Annotated in this window: 23 protein-coding genes and 1 riboswitch; of the genes, 19 read left to right on the top strand and 4 right to left on the bottom strand. The window is 40.6% G+C overall.

The annotated features are described in order from the left end of the window. Nucleotides 1–22: 22 nt before the first annotated feature. The 3 genes from ftsA (at nucleotide 23) to lpxC (ending at nucleotide 3,638) form a co-directional block, all read left to right on the top strand. Nucleotides 23–1,285, top strand: coding sequence for a cell division protein FtsA (gene ftsA, locus RMA95_RS06625; protein WP_002053865.1), 1,263 nt, complete (start codon nucleotides 23–25; stop codon nucleotides 1,283–1,285). 164 nt (nucleotides 1,286–1,449) lie between these two features. Next, nucleotides 1,450–2,625: a cell division protein FtsZ gene (gene ftsZ / locus RMA95_RS06620; protein ID WP_002053783.1), complete on the top strand. Its 1,176-nt coding sequence runs from the start codon at nucleotides 1,450–1,452 to the stop codon at nucleotides 2,623–2,625. A 110-nt stretch (nucleotides 2,626–2,735) separates the two neighbouring features. Next, complete coding sequence (gene lpxC, locus RMA95_RS06615) at nucleotides 2,736–3,638, top strand: UDP-3-O-acyl-N-acetylglucosamine deacetylase (protein WP_031982274.1); 903 nt, start codon at nucleotides 2,736–2,738, stop codon at nucleotides 3,636–3,638. A 97-nt stretch (nucleotides 3,639–3,735) separates the two neighbouring features. Here lpxC and RMA95_RS06610 read toward each other — a convergent pair whose 3' ends face one another. Further along, on the bottom strand, nucleotides 3,736–4,176 hold the full coding sequence (locus RMA95_RS06610) for a DUF721 domain-containing protein (RefSeq protein ID WP_263614821.1): 441 nt from the start codon (nucleotides 4,174–4,176) through the stop codon (nucleotides 3,736–3,738). A 107-nt stretch (nucleotides 4,177–4,283) separates the two neighbouring features. Between RMA95_RS06610 and RMA95_RS06605 the strand changes: the two genes are divergently transcribed. The 11 genes from RMA95_RS06605 to recJ all read left to right on the top strand — a co-directional run bounded on the left by RMA95_RS06605 (nucleotide 4,284) and on the right by recJ (nucleotide 18,161). After that, the gene (locus tag RMA95_RS06605) at nucleotides 4,284–4,976 is read left to right on the top strand and encodes a M23 family metallopeptidase (RefSeq protein ID WP_263614820.1); all 693 of its coding nucleotides are present in this window, start codon (nucleotides 4,284–4,286) and stop codon (nucleotides 4,974–4,976) included. Nucleotides 4,977–5,227: 251 nt separating this feature from the next. Beyond that, on the top strand, nucleotides 5,228–7,945 hold the full coding sequence (aceE, locus tag RMA95_RS06600) for a pyruvate dehydrogenase (acetyl-transferring), homodimeric type (RefSeq protein WP_263614819.1): 2,718 nt from the start codon (nucleotides 5,228–5,230) through the stop codon (nucleotides 7,943–7,945). Between the two features lie 2 nt (nucleotides 7,946–7,947). Beyond that, nucleotides 7,948–9,930, top strand: coding sequence for a 2-oxo acid dehydrogenase subunit E2 (locus tag RMA95_RS06595; protein WP_311069949.1), 1,983 nt, complete (start codon nucleotides 7,948–7,950; stop codon nucleotides 9,928–9,930). 149 nt (nucleotides 9,931–10,079) lie between these two features. Next, nucleotides 10,080–10,352, top strand: coding sequence for a hypothetical protein (locus RMA95_RS06590; RefSeq protein ID WP_311069948.1), 273 nt, complete (start codon nucleotides 10,080–10,082; stop codon nucleotides 10,350–10,352). A 36-nt stretch (nucleotides 10,353–10,388) separates the two neighbouring features. Continuing rightward, a riboswitch (yybP-ykoY riboswitch) is annotated at nucleotides 10,389–10,588 on the top strand. A gap of 15 nt (nucleotides 10,589–10,603) precedes the next feature. After that, on the top strand, nucleotides 10,604–11,179 hold the full coding sequence (locus RMA95_RS06585; RefSeq protein WP_004711493.1) for a TMEM165/GDT1 family protein: 576 nt from the start codon (nucleotides 10,604–10,606) through the stop codon (nucleotides 11,177–11,179). Nucleotides 11,180–11,449: 270 nt separating this feature from the next. Next, entirely contained in the window at nucleotides 11,450–12,247 is a 798-nt protein-coding gene (locus tag RMA95_RS06580; RefSeq protein ID WP_263614816.1) for an MBL fold metallo-hydrolase, read from the top strand. 92 nt (nucleotides 12,248–12,339) lie between these two features. Continuing rightward, entirely contained in the window at nucleotides 12,340–12,705 is a 366-nt protein-coding gene (locus RMA95_RS06575; protein ID WP_311069947.1) for a YkgJ family cysteine cluster protein, read from the top strand. A gap of 135 nt (nucleotides 12,706–12,840) precedes the next feature. Next, nucleotides 12,841–14,307, top strand: coding sequence for an IMP dehydrogenase (guaB, locus tag RMA95_RS06570; RefSeq protein WP_311069946.1), 1,467 nt, complete (start codon nucleotides 12,841–12,843; stop codon nucleotides 14,305–14,307). 148 nt (nucleotides 14,308–14,455) lie between these two features. Beyond that, nucleotides 14,456–15,793, top strand: a complete 1,338-nt coding sequence (gene glmM, locus RMA95_RS06565) for a phosphoglucosamine mutase (RefSeq protein ID WP_046879661.1) — start codon at nucleotides 14,456–14,458, stop codon at nucleotides 15,791–15,793. A 10-nt stretch (nucleotides 15,794–15,803) separates the two neighbouring features. Next, nucleotides 15,804–16,460 carry a pyridoxamine 5'-phosphate oxidase gene (gene pdxH, locus RMA95_RS06560; RefSeq protein WP_046879663.1) on the top strand — a complete coding sequence of 219 codons (657 nt, stop codon included), beginning with the start codon at nucleotides 15,804–15,806 and terminating at the stop codon, nucleotides 16,458–16,460. Next, nucleotides 16,461–18,161: a single-stranded-DNA-specific exonuclease RecJ gene (gene recJ, locus RMA95_RS06555; protein WP_311069945.1), complete on the top strand. Its 1,701-nt coding sequence runs from the start codon at nucleotides 16,461–16,463 to the stop codon at nucleotides 18,159–18,161. A gap of 45 nt (nucleotides 18,162–18,206) precedes the next feature. On the opposite strand, the gene RMA95_RS06550 is transcribed toward recJ, so the two are convergent. Together RMA95_RS06550 and RMA95_RS06545 are read right to left on the bottom strand one after the other, a co-directional pair. Next, on the bottom strand, nucleotides 18,207–18,974 hold the full coding sequence (locus RMA95_RS06550) for a putative porin (protein WP_311069944.1): 768 nt from the start codon (nucleotides 18,972–18,974) through the stop codon (nucleotides 18,207–18,209). Between the two features lie 336 nt (nucleotides 18,975–19,310). Continuing rightward, the gene (locus RMA95_RS06545; RefSeq protein WP_311069943.1) at nucleotides 19,311–20,168 is read right to left on the bottom strand and encodes a putative porin; all 858 of its coding nucleotides are present in this window, start codon (nucleotides 20,166–20,168) and stop codon (nucleotides 19,311–19,313) included. Between the two features lie 204 nt (nucleotides 20,169–20,372). Here RMA95_RS06545 and prfB point away from each other — a divergent pair. The 5 genes from prfB to RMA95_RS06520 all read left to right on the top strand — a co-directional run bounded on the left by prfB (nucleotide 20,373) and on the right by RMA95_RS06520 (nucleotide 25,222). Next, nucleotides 20,373–21,468, top strand: a protein-coding gene (prfB, locus tag RMA95_RS06540; RefSeq protein WP_099143691.1) for a peptide chain release factor 2 whose coding sequence is annotated in 2 segments (ribosomal slippage) — nucleotides 20,373–20,444 and nucleotides 20,446–21,468 — 1,095 coding nt in all. Because the reading frame shifts where the segments join, the coding sequence is not laid out codon by codon here. 199 nt (nucleotides 21,469–21,667) lie between these two features. Beyond that, nucleotides 21,668–21,970, top strand: coding sequence for a helix-turn-helix transcriptional regulator (locus RMA95_RS06535; protein WP_002053977.1), 303 nt, complete (start codon nucleotides 21,668–21,670; stop codon nucleotides 21,968–21,970). A gap of 28 nt (nucleotides 21,971–21,998) precedes the next feature. Further along, the gene (locus tag RMA95_RS06530; RefSeq protein WP_311069942.1) at nucleotides 21,999–23,057 is read left to right on the top strand and encodes an alkene reductase; all 1,059 of its coding nucleotides are present in this window, start codon (nucleotides 21,999–22,001) and stop codon (nucleotides 23,055–23,057) included. Between the two features lie 168 nt (nucleotides 23,058–23,225). Then, nucleotides 23,226–24,518: a 3-deoxy-D-manno-octulosonic acid transferase gene (locus tag RMA95_RS06525; RefSeq protein WP_311069941.1), complete on the top strand. Its 1,293-nt coding sequence runs from the start codon at nucleotides 23,226–23,228 to the stop codon at nucleotides 24,516–24,518. After that, the gene (locus tag RMA95_RS06520; RefSeq protein ID WP_311069940.1) at nucleotides 24,515–25,222 is read left to right on the top strand and encodes a 16S rRNA (uracil(1498)-N(3))-methyltransferase; all 708 of its coding nucleotides are present in this window, start codon (nucleotides 24,515–24,517) and stop codon (nucleotides 25,220–25,222) included. The genes RMA95_RS06525 and RMA95_RS06520 overlap by 4 nt, the downstream gene beginning before the upstream one ends. Here the strand turns inward: RMA95_RS06520 and RMA95_RS06515 are convergent. Then, the gene (locus tag RMA95_RS06515; protein WP_311069939.1) at nucleotides 25,211–26,182 is read right to left on the bottom strand and encodes a mechanosensitive ion channel family protein; all 972 of its coding nucleotides are present in this window, start codon (nucleotides 26,180–26,182) and stop codon (nucleotides 25,211–25,213) included. The two genes, RMA95_RS06520 and RMA95_RS06515, sit on opposite strands and share 12 nt — an antisense overlap. Between the last annotated feature and the right edge of the window lie 80 nt (nucleotides 26,183–26,262).

Here is a 26,262-nt window from a genome sequence, read left to right as displayed (position 1 = left end):
CAACAAAGAAATGGTATGAGTGATGAGTGAAGCTGTTCCCTCAGTTGTTGCGATTGACATTGGGACGCATAAAGTTTCAGTTTTGATTGGAAAAATTCATGCGCCGGATAACATTCAGGTTATCGGTATGGCAACTGCTCGCAATCGAGGCATGAACAAAGGAAAAATTGTAAGTCTCGATAAAGTCATTGCTGCGATTAAAAACGCCGTTGCTGAAGCGGAAAATATGGCCGAATGTCGCATTCATAGTGCGTGGGTATCTATTCCGAGTACCGAGCTGCAAAGTTTCTATGCTTCTGGACGCACACCTGTTGCTAATCCAGCACATGTGATTACAACCAATGAAGTTGTACGTGCATTAGAATTAGCAAAAGCAAGCCATGTGACTTCTGACTACTATTTAGCAAGTGCTGTCCCGTTAGGGTTTGAGTTAGGCGACTCTGCTGAATGGGTTCAAAACCCAATCAATATGACCGCTCATAGCATGACTGGCCACTATCAACTCATGATGATGCCGATTGCCACTATGCAAAACCTTGATCGTGCCATGAAAGGTGCGAACATTGGTGTAGAGAAAATGGTGGTCTCTTGCTTAGCTACGGCTGAAGCAAGTTTGCTGAAAGATGAAAAAGAATATGGCGTTTGTCTAGTTGATATTGGTGCAGGTATTACCAACTTAGCAGTTTATTTAGATGGTCGTTTGGCTTTAGCACGTACATTACAACGTGGTGGTGAACATGTGACACGTGACATTGCTGCTGTGTTGCAAACAACCACTGAAGAAGCTGAACGCATTAAAATTCTGCATGGTTGTGTTGATCTAAGTGCTGTTAAGCCTGACCATATGATTCAGGTACAGGGCATTGATGGGCCTCAAACGATTAGTCGTATTGAGTTATCAGAAATTATTATTGCGCGTTATGAAGAGATTTTCAGCCAGATTCGCGAAGAACTCGAACAAAGCGGTGCAATCCATGGCCTATATCATGGCGTTGTATTGACAGGTGATGCTTGCCAGATTGAAGGTATGGTGAGTTTAGCGCGTCGTATGCTAGGTGTATCTGCTCATTTAGGTAATCCACCGTTACAGGTGTATGCTGATGATCAGCATCAAGCTGCATTACGCCGATCAATGTATGCGACAGCAGCTGGTTTGCTTATGTTTAGCCAAAGCGAATTACAAGAAGCTGTTGAGGAACCTGAAGAGGGGAATGACCGTTCGGTATGGGAACGAATGGTGAATGGCTGGAATGCGTTTAATAGCAAACTTAAAGCCATTTTTTAGGATGTATGGATTTATTGGTAGAATTGTTAGGAAGTTGTAAGAGAAAACCACTGTACTTGACAAGGTTTGTATTGCACAGCATTCTTAAAATTAGTTATTTTTGAAAATCAAGGCAGTATACGGGCTGAAGTGACTGCCATAATGTATTAGGAACCCTAAAGGTCATGGCCTCATTTGAATTTATAGAAGATGAACTAAACGATGGCAACGGTCAAGCCCGTTTCACTGTATTTGGTGTAGGTGGCGGTGGCGGTAATGCCGTTCAGCACATGGTACAGTCTGATATTCAGGGTGTTAAATTCGTTTGTGCCAATACAGATAAACAAGCACTTGATTGTATGAATGCCCCTTTCAAAATTCAGTTAGGTGAGCAAAGTACACGTGGTCTAGGTGCTGGTGCTAACCCTGAAGTAGGTCAGGTTGCCGCAGAAGAAAGCCGTGAAATTATTCGTCAGCACCTTGAAGGAACTGACATGGTATTTGTAACCGCTGGTATGGGTGGTGGTACAGGTACTGGTGCTGCTCCGGTTGTTGCCGAAGTTGCTAAAGAAATGGGGATTTTGACTGTTGGTGTTGTAACAACTCCATTTAACTTTGAAGGTCGTCGTCGTCAAAAATCTGCTGAGCGTGGTATTGAAGCGCTTGAAGCACATGTTGATTCATTGATTATTATTCCTAACCAACGTTTATTAAGCGTGTATGGTGATATTTCAATGAAAGATGCCTATAAAAAGGCAGACGATGTATTGTTAAACGCTGTACGTAGTATCTTTGACCTTGTTGTTAACCGTGGTCACATTAACCTTGACTTCGCCGATTTGAAAACTGCAATGAGTACTCGCGGTTATGCAATGATGGGTGCTGGTTTAGGCCGTGGTGAAGACCGTGCGCGTCAAGCTGCTGAACAGGCAATTCGTAGTCCACTACTTGATAATGTGAATATTATTAATGCGAAAGGCGTGTTAATTAACATTACAGGTGGTGATGACATCACTTTGCGCGAAACTGAAATCATTACTGATGTGGTTAACCAAATTGTTGACCTTGATGAAGGTGAAATCTTCTACGGTACAGTATTTGATCCAGATGCGCGCGATGAATTACGTGTGACTGTTATAGCGACTGGTTTAACTCGTAATGCAGCTGATGCAGAACCAAGAAAGCGTAATACAGTAAGCCATACTGCAACTCAATCTGCACAATCTGTAGATGAAGATGATGTTCCTGCAATTAATAAACGTCAAAATGCTGAAAATGATGTGAATAATGCCCCAAGTTCATCACCGCGTTCTTCGCCAATGAGTATTCAAGATTACTTGAAAAATCAGCAACGTAAGTAATTTAGCGTCCAATCTATTAAAAGGCAGTGTATAAACACTGCCTTTTTTTATTTTTGATCAATGACTAAATATGCTAACGTATAGCGGTTTTAAAAAAGAAGTTACAAAGCATGGTGAAACAACGTACTCTCAATCGTGTGGTAAAAGCGAGTGGAATAGGTCTTCATAGCGGTCAAAAAGTGATGATCAATTTCATTCCACATACCGTGGATGGAGGTATTGTATTTCGCCGTATCGATTTGGATCCACCTGTCGATATTCCTGCCAATGCATTGCTCATCCAAGAAGCATTTATGTGTTCAAACCTTGTCACTGGTGATATTAAGGTCGGGACAATTGAGCATGTAATGAGTGCGATTGCGGGTTTAGGAATCGATAATTTAATCGTAGAAGTATCAGCATCTGAAGTTCCAATTATGGATGGTAGTGCTGGACCATTTATTTATTTGCTCATGCAAGGTGGTCTGCGTGAACAAGATGCTCCGAAAAAATTTATAAGAATATTAAAGCCAGTTGAAGCTTTAATTGATGATAAAAAAGCAATTTTTAGACCGCATAATGGTTTTCAACTTAACTTTACCATTGATTTTGATCATCCTGCCTTTGCCAAAGAATATCAATCTGCGACTATCGATTTTTCGACCGAAACATTTGTGTATGAGGTCAGTGAAGCACGAACTTTTGGCTTTATGAAAGACTTAGATTACCTCAAAGCAAATAATTTAGCTTTAGGTGCAAGTCTGGATAATGCCATTGGTGTAGATGATACAGGTGTTGTGAACGAAGAAGGTTTACGATTTGCTGACGAATTTGTTCGACATAAAATTTTAGATGCAGTAGGTGATTTGTATTTACTTGGTCATCAAATTATTGCCAAGTTTGATGGTTATAAGTCAGGACATGCTTTAAATAATCAGCTATTACGCAATGTTCAAAGTGATCCGAGTAATTATGAAATTGTAACATTTAATGACGAGAAAGACTGTCCAATTCCATACGTGAGTGTGACATAAGTCATTGTCTTTATTTGGCTACGTTATAATGTAACAATGGAAATTGTGATTTTAGTCACATAATAAGAACGATTCTAATTAAGGAATAGAAAGCTCATCATTTTTTATTGCTTGCCAAACGTAGTAAAGCTTGGCTAAGCTTAGGGTCGCTCACGAAGTCGGCAGCACTACGTAACATTTCTTGTGTTTCCGGGGGGATGGATTTAGAAGGCTCAGATGGGGGCGCTGTAGAAATAGTTTTATTTCTTAGGCGAACTTGAATTCTTTGTAGGTCTTTTAATCCTTCAAGTTGAGATAATTTAGATATATATTGGCTCTGTAAATAGCTGAGTTGACTAATCATTGCCTGATTTTCACCAGTAATAATTAAAGTGCCATTTTGATAACACACGACCTGCCATTGTTCCGGTTGGGGCAATAAGGGTTGGATTATTTTCGTAAGTCTTTGCCATTGCGCGACTTGCGTTGTTAGAAACGTAAGGTTTCCTGTTTTTATGTGTTTTCCGGATTGTTGAAAAACGTTATCGGGTTTAGACATTGATCGTTCTCGAATGGTTTCTTGTCCTAATCTTAAGCGTTCATTTCAACCGATATCAAGGAAGAGATCATAAGGAACTTGAGTAAGAACAGTTTCAAGAGGTTTTTATGCACACGCGTCGTATTTTATTAGCGTTTTCACTTGCCGCTTCGGCAGCATCGGTTGCTTTTGCAGATTATCAAAATATTAACCAATCTACTGACTCAGATCGATTGGAACAGTTATCAAAAACATTATCTCAAGGTTCATATACGCATCCTGATGATTTAGATCTTCCGGCAAGTGCTAAAGTTTCAGTCACTTTACGCCCAAAAACAGTTGAGCTCAACAATGACTCACTGGCAAAAAAATATGGTCATACGACCGCTAAAAGCTCTTTCAATGCCTCTTCTTCAAATCCTTATTCTTGGTTAGTTTCTCACCCTCTTCCGGATAGCGTACGTGTTTCTTCTAACTTTGGTGGCCGTACCATGGGTGGTCGTGCAGAGCACCACGGTGGTTTAGATATGTCTGCGCCAAGTGGTACGCCAATCTATGCAACAGGTCCTGGTATTGTAACTAAATCAGGCTGGGGTACAGGTTATGGTCAGTATGTTGAAATCAACCATGGTAATGGTTATTTAACACGCTATGCACACGCTTCACGTTTAATGGTTCGTGTGGGTGATCAGGTTTCTGCTGGTGACCATATTGCTAATGTGGGTTGTACAGGTCGTTGTACTGGACCACATTTACACTATGAAGTAGTTAAAGATGGTCAACGTAAGAATCCATCAACTTACTTAGCAATGTTGCCTTAATTGCATTTCTTAAAAGATCAAGGTTATTGAATTTGTGAATCTGAAAATGAACATAAACCTTTCTTAACGCAATGATCGTATAAAAAAACGCCAATATTGGCGTTTTTTTGTTATTTTGACTCATGCTCGGTCAATGACTATTCATTCAGAAAATAATAGGGCCCCCTCACATTCACCCGTGGCAATAACTTGAGAGGGGCAAAACGTGGTAAAAATACAAAGTAGATTAGAGAACAAGGAACAGGTGAATTATGGCGTTTTACGGTGACTCCGACGCACAAGAAACCCAAGAATGGCAAGATGCATTCGATTCAGTTTTACAACATATGGGAACTGAGCGAGCGGCATTCTTGTTGGAAAAACTTTACCAACAAGCAATTGCTAAGCATGTTCCAATTCAACGTCTCAATACACCTTACTTAAATACAATTTCTGTTGAAGAACAACCTGCAATGCCAGGCGACCAAGATATGGAACGCCGTATTCGTGCATTGATTCGTTGGAATGCCTTAGCAATGGTACTTCGCGCGAATAAAACAGGTGATGATTTAGGTGGTCACTTGGCGAGTTTCGCATCAAGTGCAACATTATATGACGTAGGTTTTAACCATTTCTTCCGCGCAAACAGCGATAACTTTGGCGGAGATATGATTTATTACCAAGGGCACTGTGCTCCTGGTATTTATGCACGTTCATTCCTCGAAGGACGTTTAACTGAAGAACAGTTAAGTAATTTCCGCCGTGAAGTTGGCGGTAACGGTTTACCAAGCTATCCACATCCATATTTAATGCCGGACTATTGGCAATTCCCAACTGTATCAATGGGTCTTGGTCCAATCATGTCGATTTATCAAGCACACATTCAAAAATATTTGATGAACCGTGGCTTGATCAAAGAAGAAGATCGTAAAGTCTGGGCATATCTCGGCGATGGTGAAATGGATGAGCCAGAAAGTACTGGTGCAATTTCACTTGCTGGTCGTGAAAAGTTAGATAACCTCATTTGGGTAGTGAACTGTAACTTACAGCGTCTAGATGGTCCTGTACGTGGTAACGGTAAAATTATTCAAGAATTAGAATCTTTATTCCGTGGTGCAGGCTGGCGTGTCATTAAAGTAGTATGGGGTCGTCATTGGGATCCACTACTTGCAAAAGACAGCACAGGCGCTTTAAAAGCGGTAATGGAAGAAACTGTTGATGGTGAGTACCAACGCTATCAAGTAAAAGGTGGCGCATATACACGTGAGAAATTCTTTGGCAAGTACCCAGAAGCTGCGGAACTTGTAAAAGACTTAAGCGATGAAGACATCGATAATCTCAACCGTGGTGGTCATGACCCGTACAAGGTTTTTGCTGCATATGCAGAAGCAATGAAAGCTAAAGGTCAACCAACAGTTATTCTTGCGAAAACTGTTAAAGGTTACGGTTTGTCTGAAGAAATTGAAGCGGTGAACAAAACTCACCAAATCAAGAAAATGCAGATCGACTCTTTGAAATATGTACGTGACCGTTTTAACCTGCCATTTACAGATGATAAGTTAGAAGAGCTTCCATTCTACCGCCCAAGTGAAAACTCTCCAGAAATGAAGTACATGAAGGCGCGTCGTGAAGCATTAGGTGGTTACCTACCTGCACGTCGTCGTGAGAGTGAAACTTTAGCGATTCCTGAATTATCTGTATTTGATGCTGTATTAAACGGTTCAGGTGGTAAAGAACAATCTACTACGATGGTAATGGTGCGTTTAATTGCAGCTTTACTTAAAGAAAAAGCAATTAAAGATCGCGTAGTGCCAATCGTTCCAGATGAAGCACGTACTTTTGGTTTAGAAGGTATGTTCCGTCAGCTTGGTATTTATGCTGCTCACGGTCAAAAATATACTCCAGAAGACCAAGAACAGTTAATGCATTATCGTGAAGCAAGTGACGGTCACATGCTTCAAGAAGGGATTAACGAAGCTGGTGCGATGAGTGCATGGGCTGCGTTAGCGACAAGTTATTCAACGAATAACTTGCCAATGATTCCAATGTACATGTACTACTCAATGTTTGGTTTCCAACGTATTGGTGACATTGCATGGGCAGCTGGTGATGCACAAGCTCAAGGTTTCTTGTTAGGTGCAACTGCTGGTCGCACAACATTGAACGGTGAAGGTTTACAGCACCAAGATGGTCATTCACATATCTTGGCAAACACGATTCCAAACTGCGTATCTTATGATCCATGTTTTGGTTATGAGTTAGCTGTAATCGTACATGACGGTTTAAAACGTATGTATGTGAACCAAGAACGTGTGTTCTATTACTTAACAGTAATGAACGAGAACTACGAGCATCCTGCAATGCCAGAAGGCGCTGAGGAAGGTATTAAACGTGGTATGTACTTGTTCGAAAAAGATGAAAAAGCAACTGTTCAATTACTTGGTTCAGGTGTCATTCTTCGTGAAGTGATTAAAGCTGCGAAAATCTTACGTGATGAATACCAAATCCATTCAAACGTTTGGAGTGTAACAAGCTTCAATGAGTTGTCTCGTGATGGTATGGCATGTGAAGAATACAACCGCCTACACCCACTTGCTGAAGAAGTGAAAGAATCTTGGGTATCTAAGCAATTACGTGGTACAGAAGGTATTGTCGTTTCTGCTACAGACCATATGCGTGCTTATAGCGAACAAATTCGTGCGTACCTTCCAGATGGTCGTCCATTTGTTGCATTGGGTACAGATGGTTATGGCCGTTCAGATACACGTGCGAACTTACGTAGTTTCTTTGGTGTTGATGCTGCACATATCGTTGTTGCTACGTTGAAAAAACTAGCTGACGAAGGTGAAGTAGATGCACGTTTAGTGAAAGATGCAATTTCTAACTTTGAGTTAGATACTGACCGTCCGGTTGCATGGGCTCCACAAGCACATCCGGAAGTTCAGCCAGTTGCTGAATACAATGAAACGCAAACAGGTGAGGGGAACTAAGCATGCAAATTAAGACCCCTGATATTGGTGTAGATAAAGCAAACGTCGCTGAAATTTTAGTAAAAGTTGGCGACCGCGTTGAAGTTGACGACAGTATCGTTGTGCTTGAGTCTGATAAAGCAACTGTTGAAGTACCTAGCACTTCAGCAGGTGTGGTAAAAAGCATCTTGATTAACCAAGGTGATGATGTGACTGAAGGTGTTGCTTTGATTGAGATCGAAGCAGAAGGTGCAGCACAAGCAGCACCAGAGCCAACACCGGCTCCTGCGGCTGAAAAACCAGCTGCTCCAGCACCTGCACAACAAACTCAAGCTTCAGCTCAACCTGCTACCGCTACATCAACTGCAACTGTTGACGTGACTGTACCTGACATCGGTGTTGAAAAAGCATTGGTTGGTGAAATCCTCGTTAAAGTGGGCGACCAAATTGATGTTGAACAAAGTATTGTTGTTGTAGAGTCAGATAAGGCGACAGTAGAAGTTCCAAGCAGTGTTGCTGGTACTGTAGAAAGTATTCAAGTGAAAGAAGGCGATACCGTTAAAGAAGGTGTTGTTCTTATTCAAGTCAAAACGACGTCTGCATCAAGTGCGCAAGTAGAAGCTCCTGCTCCTACAGCAGCTCCAGCTGCGGCAGCTGAACCAGTTGCTGCAAAGCAAGAAACTGTAGCAGCTGCTACTCAATCTGGTCCAGTTGATATCAATGTTCCTGACTTAGGTGTAGATAAAGCAGTTGTTGCTGAAATCTTAGTGCAAGTTGGCGATAAAGTTGATGTAGACCAAAGCCTTGTTGTGGTTGAATCTGATAAAGCTACTGTAGAAGTTCCAAGTACTGTTGCGGGTGTTGTAAAAGCAATTCACTTACAAGCAGGCCAACAGGTTTCACAAGGCGTGTTGCTTGCAACAATTGAAGCTGAAGGTCAAGCACCTGCAGCAGCTCCAGCGGCAAAAGCAGAAGCTGCACCGGCTCCACAGACAGCAGCTCCTAAAGCGGCAGCTCCTGCTGCGACTCAGCCTGCGCCTGTAGCGTCAACATCTGGTGCTGATAAGTTAACGAAAGAGCAAGAAGCTGAAAATGCTAAAGTATATGCAGGCCCTGCTGTTCGTAAGCTGGCTCGTGAACTTGGTGTGATCTTGTCACAAGTTAAAACTTCTGGTGAGCATGGCCGTGTTGTTAAAGAAGATATCTTTGCTTATGTGAAGAGTCGTTTAACTGCACCGCAAGCGGCGGCGCCAGTTGCTGCAGCTGCACCAGCGGTTTCGGGTTTGCCAAAGCTTCCTGACTTTACTGCATTTGGTGGCGTGGAAGAAAAAGTACTGACGCGTTTGCAGCAGGTATCAATTCCGCAATTGTCGTTGAACAACTTTATTCCGCAAGTCACCCAGTTTGATTTGGCTGATATTACTGAGTTAGAAGATTGGCGTAATGAACTGAAAGGCAACTTCAAAAAAGAAGGTATCAGCCTGACGATTATGGCATTCATTATCAAAGCGGTTGCGCATTTGTTGAAAGAAGAGCGTGAGTTCGCAGGTCATCTATCTGATGACGGTAAATCAGTGCTCTTGCGCAATGAAATCCATATGGGAATTGCAGTAGCAACACCTGATGGTTTAACTGTGCCAGTACTTCGTAACCCAGACCAAAAATCAATTAAGCAAATTGCAGTTGAATTGGGTGTGTTAGGTCAAAAAGCGCGTGATAAGAAATTATCACCGAAAGACTTGCAAGGTGCGAATTTCACCATTTCAAGCTTAGGTGCAATAGGTGGCACAGCATTTACACCTCTTGTGAACTGGCCACAAGTTGCAATTTTAGGTATTTCACCTGCAACAATGCAGCCAGTATGGAATGGTAAAGACTTTGATCCGCGCTTAATGTTGCCGTTGTCATTGTCTTATGACCACCGTGTAATTAATGGTGCAGATGCAGCTCGCTTTACAAATAAACTTACGAAGCTTCTTAAAGATATTCGTACTTTATTAATCTAATGCTTTGAAATAATTGACTAAAACCTCGCTTCGGCGGGGTTTTGTTTTTGATATCTCTTTAATTAAATTTTGGGTTAATCTACAGGCTAAGCAAGGCTTATTGAGCGTGAGGAGAAATTTCTCGTTATCAGGTAAAGGAGAAATAGTAAATGTTGGGTTTCCTGAAAATTATGTTGCCCTTACTGTTGATTGTATTTTTATTGATGGGAGTATGGGTCAGTATTTTACACTTCCCGTGGGAATGGATGACTTATGTGGTGATGGGTTTTGAGGTGTTTGTCGCTACTTTGATTTTGCCCTTTGAATATCAGGCTGGAACGAGCAGTAGCCATATTGGTTTCATTCATATAAGTGCTTATTTTGCAGTGTTATTAGGTCTTGCGCGTTTATTGGTGTGGGCGTGGGTAAAATTTATTGCTTGAATGTTTGAAAAATAGAGTGACTTGAATATAATAAACACATACTTCATTGGGGAGTAGCCGCTATTCACAGCAAATGTGAATAGGTGATGGTCAACATAATTGTTCAACAGAACATGGTCATCATAGCTTAAACGTCTCATCGTTCCTGAGTTGGCAAGACCTTTGATTTACCACTCTGCAATCATTTTATGATATTTGGTGGCTAGCAGGAGGGGTAGGTCATAGGCATTTATGCTAGCCAGAGAACCGACATGCAAGAATTTCTGATTTCTACCTCGATTGTTGCCCTCGCTGAAATGGGTGATAAAACTCAATTGTTGGCACTTTTATTGTCTGCGCGTTTCCGTAAGCCAATTCCTATTTTAATTGCGATTCTTTTAGCAACACTCATTAACCATGGTATTTCTGCTGTGCTTGGGCAATGGATTACGACTGTGCTCAGTCCTGAAATTTTAGTTTGGGTACTCGCGGTTGGTTTCATTGGTATGGCGTTCTGGATGCTTATTCCAGATAAGCTTGATGATGAGACTGATAGTATTAATAAATGGCAAAAATTTGGTGTTTTTGGTGCAACCTTTATTTTATTTTTCTTAGCAGAAATTGGTGATAAAACCCAAATTGCAACTGTCGCTTTAGCTGCACGCTATGACAGCATTTTCTGGGTGATGCTGGGTACAACACTAGGGATGATGATCGCGAATGCACCAGCTGTATTTATTGGTAATAAATTGGCTGAACGTTTATCTATCTCGCTCATTCATAAAATTGGTGCAGCTATTTTCTTTATCGTAGGTGTTTCTACGTTAGTACAACATTATTTCTTCTAAAATACTTTTCGCTTTATATAAAAACGCATTCATTAAGAGTGCGTTTTTTATTGAGTGTTTAAGTAGTTAAACTTCACGATACTGTTTATTTAAGGAGATGCTAGAGGGTTGCTCAATTTATTGATGATTCATTTATAGAATAAGAAAAGTAAAATCAATTTTAAAATATTATGAGAAATATCAATCAATTCATTGCAAGTGCTTTAGAATCCCTTTATTTTAGTAGGGATATAAAAATATCTAATATTTAAAGTTTTTTTGGGGAATTGTATGGGGTTTGAAAAAACAACATCGCAGATACTATTTGATAATGGCGTACATAAATGTATTAGTTTTACCAGTTTGGTGAAAGGGGAAGGCATACAAGCCAATCAATTTTTAATTATTGATCATGAAAGGGCAGCTGTTATTGATCCAGGTGGTGACTTGACCTATGTTCCATTGACGATGGAACTTAATAAATATACTCGTCTTAAAAATCTGGACTATGTAATCGCTTCACATCAAGACCCAGATATTATTACTTCAATGCCTCGTTGGTTGGTTTATACCGATGCTAAAGTGGTTGCCTCTAAATTATGGGCGCGATTTTTACCTCACTTAAATTCATCATTTATGAGTGAGCGTATGAAAGGAAATTGGGAAGACCGTCTCATTGAGTTGCCAGATCGTGGTCAAGTGATTCAATTGGGTGAATCAAAGCTTGTCATGGTTCCGGCACATTTTCTACATTCGGTGGGTAATTTTCAGTTTTATGATCCAGTTGCCAAAATTTTATTTTCTGGTGATATGGGGGCTTCTATTGTTGAAGATGCAAGTCAGCCTCTCAAAGATTTCGATGCCCATGTGCTGAAAATGAAAGCTTTTCACCAACGCTATATGTGTTCCAATAAAGTCATCCGTTTATGGGTCAACATGGTTCGTCAAATGGATATTGAGATGATTGTGCCTCAGCATGGGACTCCATTTATTGGCAAAGAAATGATTAACCAGTTTTTAGACTGGATTGAGACCTTGCCATGCGGTGTAGATTTAATGACTGAACAAATTTTCAGCTGTCCAACATAAAAAAATTAAGTTCAATATCTTGAGTCCAATTTGAAATTTTTTTAGGATTTTGCGTCACAGAAAAATTTTTGATGACGAGAATTTGAATAAAAATGTTATCTCAAGTTGCGACTCCAGATGAGTGCCTTCGCTGTGGGGCATGTTGTGCACATTTTCGGGTTTCATTTTACTGGGCTGAGGCCGAGTTAATAGATGAACATCTCGTTGAACCTTTGACACCCGTTTATTCGTGTATGCGTGGAACCAATCAGGCTCAGCCACGATGTCAGGCTTTGACGGGTGAAATTGGTAAAGAGGTGGGCTGTTCTATCTATGCTGTGCGTAGTTCTACCTGTAGAGAGGTACAGATTGCTGATGAACAGTGTAACAAAGCGCGCCTAGCCCACCAGTTGATCCCTTTAATTGAGGTAAGCCCAGCAGATTCAGAAAATGATCATGACTATGATCAGGTGAGTTAAATATGAGCTAACACGATAATAAGTGAGAAATATTTAGAGTAGGTGAATATCTATTGCTGAAAAAGGCAAAGATAATATGAAAATTGCATTGAAATTTGTTTATAATAGCTCACGGAATTTACCAGTGAGATTGTTATGCTGACCATCGTTCAAGAAGCGCTAACCTTCGATGATGTCTTATTACTTCCTGCCTACTCTACTGTTCTCCCAAAAGATGTCTCTCTAAAGACACGTTTAACTCGCGGCATTCATTTAAATATCCCATTAGTTTCAGCTGCAATGGATACAGTGACTGAGTCACGTATGGCGATTGCAATGGCGCAAAATGGTGGTATCGGGATTTTGCACAAAAACATGGATATTGCTGCTCAAGCTGCAGAAGTACGCCGTGTGAAAAAATTCGAAGCGGGTATGGTGAAAGATCCAATCACTGTAACCCCAGAAACTACAGTACGTGAACTTATTGCAATTACCGGCGCTAATAACATTAGCGGTGTACCTGTTGTTAAAGACGGCAAGGTTGTTGGTATTGTGACAGGCCGTGATACGCGTTTTGAAACTAACTTGGAACAACCTGTTAGTAACATCATGACAGGCCAAGATCGTTTGGTTACAGTGCGTGAAGGCGAGTCTAAAGAAAATATTCAAGCATTATTGCAAAAGCATCGCATTGAAAAAGTTTTGGTTGTTGGCGAAAACAACGAACTCAAAGGTTTAATTACGGTAACTGACTTCCGTAAAGCTGAGAGTTATCCAAACAGTTGTAAAGATGATCTTGGTCGTTTACGTGTTGGTGCTGCGGTAGGTACAGGCGTTGAAACACCAAGTCGTGTGGAAGCGTTGGTTGAAGCTGGTGTTGACGTTATTGTTGTTGATACAGCACACGGTCACTCTGCTGGTGTTATTGAACGTGTACGTTGGGTAAAACAAAACTTCCCTCAAGTACAAGTGATTGGCGGTAATATCGCAACTGGTGATGCTGCATTAGCATTATTAGATGCAGGCGCAGATGCTGTAAAAGTAGGTATTGGCCCTGGTTCTATCTGTACGACACGTATTGTGGCAGGTATTGGTATGCCGCAAATTTCTGCGATTGACAGCGTTGCTAATGCACTGAAAGATCAAATTCCTTTAATTGCAGATGGCGGTATCCGTTTCTCTGGCGATATGGCAAAAGCGATCGGTGCGGGCGCAAGCACAATCATGGTTGGTTCACTTCTAGCGGGTACTGAAGAAGCACCAGGTGAAGTTGAATTCTTCCAAGGCCGTTACTACAAAGCATATCGTGGTATGGGCTCATTAGGTGCAATGGCTGGAGCAACAGGTTCTGCTGACCGTTACTTCCAAGACTCAAAAGCAGGCGCTGAAAAGTTAGTACCAGAAGGAATTGAAGGTCGTGTTCCATATAAAGGCCCAATGGGTAACATTGTTCATCAAATGATGGGTGGTTTACGTTCATCTATGGGTTATACGGGTTCATCAGTGATTGAAGATCTTCGTCAAAATGCGAAATTTGTGAAAATTACTTCAGCGGGTATGTCTGAGTCACATGTCCATGATGTAACGATTACTAAAGAAGCTCCGAACTATCGTGTTGGTTAGATTTTGGTAACCAAATCAATCAAGAAAGCCGTCAGTACACTGACGGCTTTTTGTTTTTGGTGTAAAGTAAATCTAATGAAAAGAGATATGGCAGAATGGCCATATATGAAATGAGCCACGGCTGAAGTGGCGTAAAATGAGATAAGCTATGAGTTATTTTGGAACGGATGGTATTCGTGGAAAATTTGGGCAAATGCCGATTACACCAGAGTTTGCTTTAAAACTCGGGTTTGCCGCAGGGAAGGTATTAAAACGAACGAGTCCAAAAAATAAACCGCTTGTGGTATTAGGAAAAGATACTCGTTTATCTGGCTATATTTTAGAGTCTGCTTTACAGGCGGGGTTAAATGCGGCTGGCGTATATGTTCATTTGCTTGGTCCATTACCGACTCCGGCAATTGCACATCTTACCCGTGCCTTACATGCACACGCAGGCATTGTTATTTCTGCATCGCACAACCCATATTTTGATAACGGGATTAAGTTCTTCTCAAGTGAAGGTAAAAAATTACCAGATTCATTGCAGGAAGAAATTAATAAAGAATTAGAAAAAGATTTGTTTATTGAAGACACAGCGAATTTAGGTAAAAGTGTTCGTGTAAATGATGCAAATGGCCGTTACATCGAATTTTGTAAATCGACATTCCCATACCACTTCGATTTAAATAATTTAAAAATTGTTGTGGATTGTGCACATGGTGCAGCTTATAGCGTTGGGCCTTCAGTTTTCCGTGAGTTAGGTGCCAAAGTTGTGGCTCTCTACAACGAACCAGATGGTTTAAATATTAATGAAAACTGTGGTTCTACGCATCCAGAAAGCTTACAAAAAGCAGTGGTTGAACAAGAAGCCGATTTAGGAATTGCCTTTGATGGTGATGCTGACCGTGTCGTAATGGTTGATAAGTTTGGTAACTTAATTGATGGTGACCATATCTTATATATTTTAGCGACTCAGGCGAAAAATAAGCCAGTAGGTATTGTCGGTACTGTCATGAGTAATATGGCACTTGAAGTGGCACTTGAAAAAGCAAATGTTGGCTTTGTTCGTGCAAAAGTTGGTGACCGCTATGTATTACAAGCATTAGATGAAAATGGATGGGTTACAGGTGGTGAGCCATCTGGTCATATTTTAACGTTAGACAAGAGCACAACAGGTGATGCGATTATTGCAGCACTTCAAGTGTTAACGGTAATGGTTGAGCAGAATAAAGCGCTCCATGAATTGGTTCAGGGCTTTAAATTATTCCCACAAGTACTTGTAAATATACGTTTAGAACAAATGCTTGATCCATATTCTATTCCAGCATTAGTGACTGAGTTTAATAAAGCAGAAGAGCAACTTAAAGGTCGTGGACGTATTTTAGTTCGTAAGTCTGGAACTGAGCCAGTCATTCGTGTCATGGTTGAAGGTGATGACGAACAAGAAGTGAATGCTTTGGCTGAACATTTAGCAAATGCAGTCCGTTCACAAGCACAAGTCGCATAAGGTGTATGGCATGAGTGATGTCATTAAAGACTTAAGTGAATTACGCTTAAGCTATGAACAAGGTGAATTGTACGAGACACAAGTAGCTAGCAATCCACATGAGCAATTCTTAGGTTGGTTTAATCATGCCTTAGCTGCTAACTTGCACGAACCATATGCGATGTCGTTGGCAACTGCCAGTGCTAACGGTCGTCCGCATGTCAGAACTGTATTGTTACGTGGTGCGACAGAAGCAGGGTATGATTTCTATACCAACTATGACAGCCAGAAAGGGGCAGATTTGGCAGAAAATCCATATGCTGAGCTGTTATTTTATTGGCCAAGTCTAGAGCGTCAGGTACGAGTGGGTGGGTATGTTGTGAAGATTCCTGAACAGGAATCTACGGACTATTACCATAAACGTCCACGCGATAGCCAGATTGCAGCTCATATCAGTACGCCTCAAAGCGGAAAGATCGAAAGTCGAGAGTTGTTACAGCAGCGTTTCCAAGACTTGCAACAACAAGTTCAAAGCCGTGAAGTACTCGATAAGCCAGAGTTTTGGGGCGGATATCGTCTGCAACCGGATTATTATGAATTCTGGCAAGGACGACCAAATCGTTTACATGACCGCTTGAGTTATGAAAAAATCGACGGTCAATGGACATTGCACCGACTGATGCCTTAAATGACAAAAATACAAATTAAACAAAGACCTTTATTGACACGCCCTGAACAGTTTCAGGGCGTGCCTCCGTTTATTGCCGAGATTTTGGCAAGACGTGGAGTGCAGTCTGAACAAGAACTAGAGCTAAAACTTAAGAATCTGCTTGCTCCAGAGCTCAAAGGATTGGATGCTGCTGTCGCATTAATGGATCAAGCCATTGATGAACAGAAAAAAATTGTGGTTGTGGGGGACTATGATGCTGATGGTGCAACCAGCACAGCTTTAATGATGCTCGTGCTTCGCGACATGGGAGCACAAGTCGACTATTTGGTTCCAGACCGATTTAAATATGGTTATGGTCTTACTCCAGCCATTGCTGAGCTTGCTCATCAAACTTATCAACCCGATCTATTAATTACAGTCGATAATGGAATTTCTAGCCATGCTGGTGTTGATGCAGCACATGCCCTAGGCATGCAAGTAATTATTACCGACCATCATTTAACGACTAAAGAAACTCCGCTTGCTGAAGCGGTGGTGAACCCAAATCAATTAGGTTGTGAGTTTCCAAGTAAGGCACTTGCAGGTGTTGGCGTTGCTTTTTATGTGCTTGCCAATCTGGCGAGCCTACGCAATAGACAAGGCAAAAGCACAAGTAAAGTCACCCAATATTTAGATTTAGTCGCTTTGGGAACTTATGCAGATGTTGCTGTTTTGGATTATAACAACCGTATTTTGGTCGATGCAGGTGTAAAACGCATTCAGCAACATCAGTGTCGAGTTGGAATTTTAGCCTTACTGGATATTGCTGGTCGTGAAGCAACTTCAATACGTGCGCAAGATTTAGGATTTGTGCTTGGGCCACGCATTAATGCAGCAGGGCGCATGGAGAGCATGCGCATCGGAATCGAGTGTTTATTAGCAGAGACGATGGAAACTGCATATCCGATTGCTCAGCAATTAAATCAGTTAAATATAGATCGCCGCCAAATTGAAGGGGAGATGAAGCAACAAGCTTTATCGGCCTTAGACACTCTGCAACTTTCACAGCAAGATATTCCTGCGGCGCTTGTTCTATTTGAAGAAAATTGGCACCAAGGCGTCATTGGTATAGTCGCGGGCCGTCTAAAAGAACAGTTCCATCGGCCTACAATTGTTTTTGCACCCGATGAAGATGGCATTCATATTAAAGGTTCAGCACGTTCAATTGATGGTGTCCACATTCGAGATACCATTGAACAAGTTGCCGAACAACATCCTGAATTGGTGAGCCATTTTGGTGGTCATGCGGCGGCAGCGGGCTTGACTATACGTAAAGAAAACTTTGAAGCCTTTAAAACGGTATTTAATGATTGTGTCGCTGCGATGGATGAATCAATCTTTCAAGCGACTTTATGGACCGATGGTGAGTTACCTGTCTCTGCTTTGCAGTTAGATACCTTAAACTGGATTGAGCAGTTAGGCCCGTGGGGACAAAAATTTCCACTGCCTCAATTTGAAGGATATTTTAAAGTTATCGATTTCCGTTGGCTCAAAGAGACACACTTAAAACTTAAATTGGCTTTAGATCAATATAGTTTCGATGCAATTGCTTTTAACGCAGCAGGCCGCTTCGAGTTTGATCCAATGCGTGACCATGTACATTTGGTCTATGAAATAGACCGTAATGTTTTTAATGGCAATGTGAGCTTACAGCTGCGAATTGTGCATTTAAATCAATAAAAAAAATCCGCTCAATTGAGCGGATTTTTTTTAATCTAGGTAAGATTAGAAGCGGTATGCTGCACGAACACCATAAGTGTTGTCGTTATCACCGAAACCAATACGACCTTCAAGACTTACTTGCTGATTCAAGAATTTTTTAGCATTAATGCCCCATTCGTCTTTATCAGTTAAGTCATTGTTGTAGTAGTCCACACCTAAACTTAAAGTTTTATCGATGTAGTAGTCACCACGAACTTTATATTCGTCAAGGTCACCAAACGCGCCATACGCTTCAAGGTTTACGTCATGTTGACCAACTTGAGTTACGTATTTCGCACGAACGGTAGGATCTGCGCCGTCTTTACCGTCTTTTTCGTCATAACCTTTAACACCCAAAGCAAGTAACAAACCTGGTGCTGGTAAGTAACCTACCTCAGCAGCATAAGTAGTTACTTTGCTGTCAATATTGGTGTTGTCGACTTCACGCTCATTTCGACCTACATCACCGCTAAGGTAGAAGTCAGTGTTAGGAACATAATATTCAACACCTACGCCATATTGAGTATCTTTAGTACCGCTGTTATCGCCATAGTTAACGTGTGCGTTAACGTTGCTTGCACGGTTTAAGAATGCTGCTTCAGCAAGCGGTGAATTACGTGTTTGAACAGGGTTGAAATAATAAGTCCCATCAACACCGAATTTGCTTACGCTGCTGCCGTTATCTGGATCAAGATAAGTGTAAGAACCACCAACTTCAGCTTGGTAAGCGTTTGCTGCGCCGCTTACTGCAAGAGCAGATAAAAGAGCTGATGCAATTGCTAGTTTTTTCATGGAATCTCTCCCCTCTAAAAACGATTTTATAAATGTTTTGTTACAACTTTTAGTCTAGAGCAAAATCATTTACCGTCAATCTTGCACAAGTAACCGTACTGTAACCATGTGCTTTTTTTGTAAATATATTTAATTTAACTTATTGATTTTTAAATATAAAAACATAATGTTTTATTTTATTAAAATTGAGGAGATTTTGTGTAGAAACTCAAAAATGCTGGAAAAGTACCCAATTTTGTATGGGGATGTTACGAGTAAAGCTTAAAATGAAATGAAAAAAAGCTCAGATAAATTCTATCTGAGCTTTTATATTTAAAAATTATAAATTCTTATTCATTAGAAACGGAAGGTTCCATTAATACCAAAAGAATCTGCATCATCAACTGTCGTATAAGACAAACCTACTGCTACTTGTGGAGTAAAGAATTTTTGGGCACGTACACTAAAAATGGTATCTGAATCATCTGCCGTTGAGTTAGCAAAAGATGCACCAATACTTAAAGTAGGATCTAGATAAATATCTGCACCTAAACGGTAAGTTGTCTCATCGCCAATGTAAGTTTGTCCTTCAAAGTTAGTATAAAAATTACCAATTTGAGTAACATATTTTGCGCGCAGTGTTACGGCTTTATCATCATCTTCACCAGTGACTGTTGTTGCATTAGTGAAAGAAGTAAGGAAACCATATTTAGCTGCTTGAATTGGGTCAAAACTTTCAGAAAGATCAGCTACACCAGCGGCTAGTAATAAGCCATCTATTGGTAGGAAACCAACTTCTAGAGCGTAACCATTACCGCTTTCATCAGCTGAACCGTAATTATTTACAGTAACTTCTCTTTTTGTACGGTTAAAGGCTCCAGACAAGTAGAATTGGCTATTTGGAATAAAGTATTCTCCTGCCACTCCTACAGAATTATATTCAAGTTTTGCATAATCTTGATCATCTTCTACTTTACTATACGTATAACCAGCACCGATATTAGAGGCTTTATTTAAAAATGCGGCTTCAGCTAAAGGATAATTTTTAGTTTCAACTGGATTAAAATAATATTTGCCATTAATTCCAAAACTATTAACTTCTCCACCATCCATATCTGTAAATTCATACATAGTACCAACTTCGGTTTGATAGGCATTAGCATTGAAAGCACAAACGGTCGTAATGAGGGCAAGTAAAAAATTTGATTTATTCATGATAAAACTCTTAGAATAAGTGTTATAAATTTATAAAGATTTTAAGTTGTTAATTTTAATATATTTTTTAAAATTAAACAATAATATTATATTTTGAACTATCAGTTTAATAATAAAAAATAATAAGTCTCGTTGATTTTGTTCGATACTGACAAGCTATGATAAAATATTCGACTGTTTATCTGCTTTTATGGGAACACTCGCGTGGAAATTAATCCTTATCTAAACCAATTGAAAGACTTAACTGATCGTAGCCAAACACTACGGGGGTATCTTTGACTACGATCTGAAAAAAGAACGTTTAGAAGAAGTTTTACGTGAGTTAGAAGACCCTGCGATCTGGAATGATCAAAACCGTGCTCAGGCAATGGCAAAAGAAAAGGGCGAACTAGAAAACGTTATTAATGTATTAGATGGCTTGTCTACACAGCTTGAAGATGCTAAAGCAATGCTCGATTTAGCTGTTGAAGCTGATGATGAAAGCTTGCTGGTAGATGTGCAATCTGAGCTTGGCGCTGCCGAAGAAGAATTAGCAAAACTTGAATTCCGCCGTATGTTTAGCAACCCAATGGACCCGAATCCTTGCTATGTCGAGATTCAAGCAGGTTCAGGTGGTACAGAAGCACAAGATTGGGCTTCAATGTTATTACGTATGTATATGCGCTGGATTGAACGTCACGGTTTTAAAGCAGAACTTATGGAAGTATCTGATGGTGACGTAGCAGGTATCAAATCTGCAACGATTCGTGTTGAAGGTGAATATGCATATGGCTGGTTACGTACAGAATCTGGCGTACACCGTTTAGTGCGTAAGTCACCATTCGACAGTGGTAACCGCCGTCATACGTCATTCTCTGCGGTGTTTATTTCACCGGAAGTTGATGACAATATCGAAATCGATATTAATCCTTCGGATGTTCGTACTGATACTTACCGTGCATCTGGTGCAGGTGGTCAGCACATTAACAAAACAGATTCAGCAGTTCGTTTGACGCACATTCCATCTGGTATTGTGGTTGCGTGTCAAAACCAGCGTTCACAACATGCGAACCGTGATCATGCATGGAAACAGTTACGTGCAAAATTGTATGAACTAGAAATGCAAAAACGTAATGAAGCAGCTCAAGCACTTGAAGACTCGAAGTCTGATATTGGTTGGGGTAGCCAAATTCGTTCTTATGTACTTGATGACTCTCGTATTAAGGACTTACGTACAGGTGTTGAAAACTCAAACACTGGTGCAGTTCTTGACGGTGACCTTGATCGTTTCATTGAAGCGAGTTTAAAGCAGGGGTTATAAGAGTCTTTTGAACTTTTAGTTCTCTAAAACTCTTAAATTTTTAGCGATTAAAACGGCAAAGCAGTTCAGTGATCGGAAGTTAATCGGAAAAATACGATATGAATATCGAAAAAAATGGATATGAATATCGAAAAAATGCGATATTATGTTTTCGAAATGCTGAACGAAGCTTTGTTCGTTTAAAAGACGTGTTGAGCCTATGGATATTGATGCAATTAGCAAAGCCCTAGCCAATCCTCTGCGTCGGCAGATTCTGCAATGGTTAAAAGAACCTGCGCATTATTTACCGGTAGAAGAGTGTGGTGGTAGTTTTGAAAAAGGGGTTTGCGCAGGTCATATTGAACGTTTGGGTAAAGTAGCTCAGTCTACAATGTCCAATCATTTGTCTGTATTACAGCAGGCCGGTCTCATTCAGGTCCAAAAATATGGGCAATGGTCTTATTTTTCACGTAACGAAGCTTTGATTCAGCAATATATCGAACATTTAAAACAAACACTTTAAAACAAATAAAGTGTAAGTCGAGGCGATCATGGCTGAACTCAATACTCCCTTAACAGTTGGTGATTTTGAAATTAAAAATCGACTGGTAATGGCCCCATTAACACGTGCACGTAGTGGCGAAAGCCGTGTTCCAAACGACTTAATGGTGGAATATTATCAGCAACGTGCAAATGCTGGTCTCATTCTCACTGAGGCAACAGTTATTGGTTCAAAAACTGTGGGTTATGCAGACACTCCTGGACTATGGTCACAAGAGCAGGCACAAGCGTGGAACAAGATTATTGAAGCAGTTCATGCGCAAGGTTCAAAAATTGTAGTTCAACTTTGGCATGTGGGCCGTATTTCAGATCCTGAACTTTTGGATGGCGATATTCCTGTTGCACCAAGTGCGATTCAACCTGCGGGTGAAGTGAGTTTATTACGTCCTAAGCGCCCATATGTAAAACCACGTGCGCTTTCAATTGAAGAAATTCAAGAAGTTGTTGCTCAGTATAAACATTCAGCAGAGCTGGCTAAAGCAGCAGGTTTTGATGGTGTTGAGTTACACGCTGCAAATGGTTATTTAATTGACCAGTTCCTTCAAAGTAATACCAACCAACGTGATGATGAATATGGTGGTCCGGTTGAAAACCGCGCTCGTTTATTATTAGAAGTGGTTGATGCCTTTATTGAAGTGTGGGGCGCTGGCCGAGTAGGTGTACATATTGCACCGCGTGGCGATTCACACGATATGGGTGATGAAAACCCGTTAGCAACATTCGGTTATGTGGTTGAACAATTGAGTCAACGTAATGTAGCTTTCATTTTCTCTCGTGAGTATGAAGCTGCCGATAGTATTGGTCCTAAACTTCGCGAAAAATTTAATGGTGTATGGATTGCCAATGAGAACCTAACACCAGAGTCAGCAAAACGTATTTTGCGTGAAGGTCAGGCAGATGCGGTATCTTTTGGTAAGGCTTATATTGCGAACCCAGATCTGTTACAACGTTTAGAGCAAGGTCTACCATTAAATGAGCTTCAACCAACAACTTTATATGCTAAAGGCGCTGAAGGTTATACGGACTATCCTGCTTTAGAAGCTTCATAAAATCGTTATTTTGTTTAAATTTATTATTTGCTGAACTTACTCTTTTGTGAGTTCAGTCAATGACTTTTCTTGTATATGGTAGACTTTAGGTATCGAAACTCTGCCATTTTTTTTATCTATGTTATATTTTCCCCAGTTTTTAAATTTTGACTATTTGAGGCAAACCGCTTGGCGACCCCATTTTGGTACAACACAGCACTCCATTTATTAAAACCGTTTTATCGCTGGCGGATAAAAAGACGTGCAGAAAGTCTGGAATTATATCATCAGGAATGTCTGGAAAGATTTGGGCCGTTTGAAGATCCGAAGAATGTAAAAGCCATCTGGTTTCATGCTGTTTCAGTCGGGGAAACCAATGCTGCACAGCCACTCATTGAGCACTATCTCAAACTTGGGCAGCCAGTTTTAGTGACCAATACTACAAAAACAGGTCAGGCTCGTGCCAAGTCACTTTTTTTAAAAGAACCCTATCTAGATTTATTCCAAGCGGTTTATTTGCCTGTAGACCAAAAACCGCTTTTAAAACAATTTTTCGAGTCATACCAACCGAGACTTTTAGCACTAGTTGAAACCGAGCTTTGGCCAAATTTAATCGATCAAGCCAAATTGCAGCATGTGCCTTGTTTGTTACTTAATGCTCGTTTATCTGAAAAGTCAGCAAAAGGTTATAGCAAAGTCTCAGGTTTAACTGCTGGTATGTTAAAGCAAATCGACTGGGTACTAGCACAAGATAGTGCAACCCGTCAGCGTTATGTCGAGCTTGGTTTAGACGAGCATAAAAGTCAGGTTGTTGGAAATATTAAGTTTGATATTCATGCGCCTGAGGTTTTTATTAAGCAAGCTGCCCAATTGCATCAGCAGTGGTATTTGGCAAATCGTCAGGTTGTGACGATTGCCAGCACACATGCACCCGAAGAACAACAAATTTTGGAGGCACTTGCACCTCATTTAAATTCAGATCGTGAGTTGGTATGTATAGTTGTACCGCGCCATCCTGAACGCTTCGATGAAGTATTTGAGGTTTGCCAAAATTTAAATTTAGTCACTCATCGAAGAAGCATGGGGCAGAGTATTCATGCCAGCACGCAGGTTTACTTGGCTGATAGCATGGGGGAGCTTTGGTTATGGTACGCCTTAAGTCAGGTGTGCTTTGTAGGCGGTTCTTTAAATGAGCCGGGTGGTGGACATAATATTTTAGAACCTATGGTTTTAAATGTACCTACAGTGGTTGGACCTCGTTATTTCAACTTTCAAACAATTGTTGATGAGTTCATTGATGAAAATGGCGTACTGATTGCTCAAGATGCACAGCAGGTCGTTGATATCTGGTTGGCTTGTCTGGCAGAACCTGAAGCCACTGAACAGTTAGTGGTACAGGCGCATAAAGTATTGCAGCGTAACCAAGGTTCCTTGCAAAAACATATTGGGGTGATTAACCGGTATTTGGCCGAAAAACCATGAATATTGTTTTACTAGAACCTGAAGATACTCAGTCAGAAATCTGGTCGATTCATTCAAAGCGCCAATTACAACATTTACGTGAACATCTTGATATTACGGTTGGCCAAAATCTGAAAGTTGGTATTCGTAATGGCGCACGTTATGTCACAGAAATTGTTTCGATTGATGAGCAAGAAGTTGGTGTACGCCCCATTCTTAAAGAAGCAGTACCGGCAAAACTTCCAGTTCATTTAATTGTGGCTTTGCCAAGACCTAAGGTTTTACGCCGTTTAATTATGGATAGCGTGACTTTAGGTGTTGAAAAGATAAGCCTAATTCATAGTTATCGCGTTGATAAAAGCTATTGGCAAACCCCTTTTTTACAACAAATTGATCAATACGTTACGCTTGGACTTGAACAAGCGGGTGACACCATCGTTCCTGAAGTTCAGATGTATAAACGTTTTAAACCTTTTGTTGAAGACGTTTTGCCAACACTCATTTCAGAAGAATCTCCTGTCTATGTGGCTCATCCTTATGCTGAGCAGAGTATGCCAAGTAACATTGACCATGCTTGCAGTATTATCGTGGGTCCCGAAGGTGGCTTTATTCCCTATGAAATTGATTTACTCACAAAAAACGGCTGCCAAGCTGTGAGCTTAGGCAACCGTATTTTAAGAACTGAAACGTCTATTTCTTATATTTTAGGTCGTTTATTTAGTTGAGTTATCCGCATTCAATGGCAAATGATTTGCAGTCATTTTTAACTCCTGAATTGGGTAAGGAATATTAATGCCATTTGCATTGAAGGCTTGTTTTACTTCGGCTTGAATAGTGCTTGTAGATGATGAAATATCTGTCTCAGTGGTGTTAATCCACCAGCGTACCGTAAGGTTAACCGAGAAGTCGGCTAGAGCTGTCACGTTAACTGAGAAAGCAGGCTGACTCAATACATTTCGGTCATTATTGAGAATATCTAAAATAATTTGCTTCGCTTTTTGCTCATCGTCGTCATAGCCAATTCCAACCACAAACTCGCAGCGTCGTTGTTGATAGGCTGTATTTACCGTTAAGGCACTTGTATAAACAGTTGCGTTTGGAATAACAATACGACGGCCATCTGGCGAGCGTAAGAAGGTTGCACGAATCTGAATATCTTCAACAGTTCCTTCAAGCGAATTCACAACAATTGAATCGCCAATACGGAATGGCTCGCTCAATAAAATTAAAATACCTGAAAGTAGGTTTTGGAAAATATCTTTAAACGCAAAACCAATTGCGACCGAACCAATACCTAAGGCACTCATGAGTTGGCCCGGTGTGAACCCTGGAATCATAATGACGAGAGCAATTAAGAAACCAAAGAATAAAATTGTTGTACTGCCGACACGGTTTAAAACAAGAACCAGATTTTGGCGAGTATAAGAACGATTTTCTAAAGTCTTACGCACAAAGAATTTAAATAATTTGGTCAGTAGCCAAAAAATAATAAAAACGGTAATCGCAATGCAAATATAAGGTACACGTTCCCAGAAACTATCTACAATTTTGTCGATAGTGGTATAGGCATCATGATATTTCTCGGTATGTGCTAAAACCGTTTGAGTGGTTTTAGTACCCGCTTCTTGCAATAGTTCGCCTGTATTTTTTGCAACATCCGTTAAGGATTTTTGTTCATCAGCCACGACAAGTCTCGATTGAATAAATTCATGAAAGCTATTTTTCAGCTTCCATCATAGTAGGAGATAAAATGTGCGCCTACTAT

It is taken from the genome of Acinetobacter sp. V110_1 (genome assembly GCF_031798975.1).
Classification (GTDB): Bacteria; Pseudomonadota; Gammaproteobacteria; order Pseudomonadales; family Moraxellaceae; genus Acinetobacter; species Acinetobacter nosocomialis_A.
The sequence above is the reverse complement of the archived record's forward strand: the minus strand, read 5'-3'. Positions and strand labels throughout refer to the sequence as shown.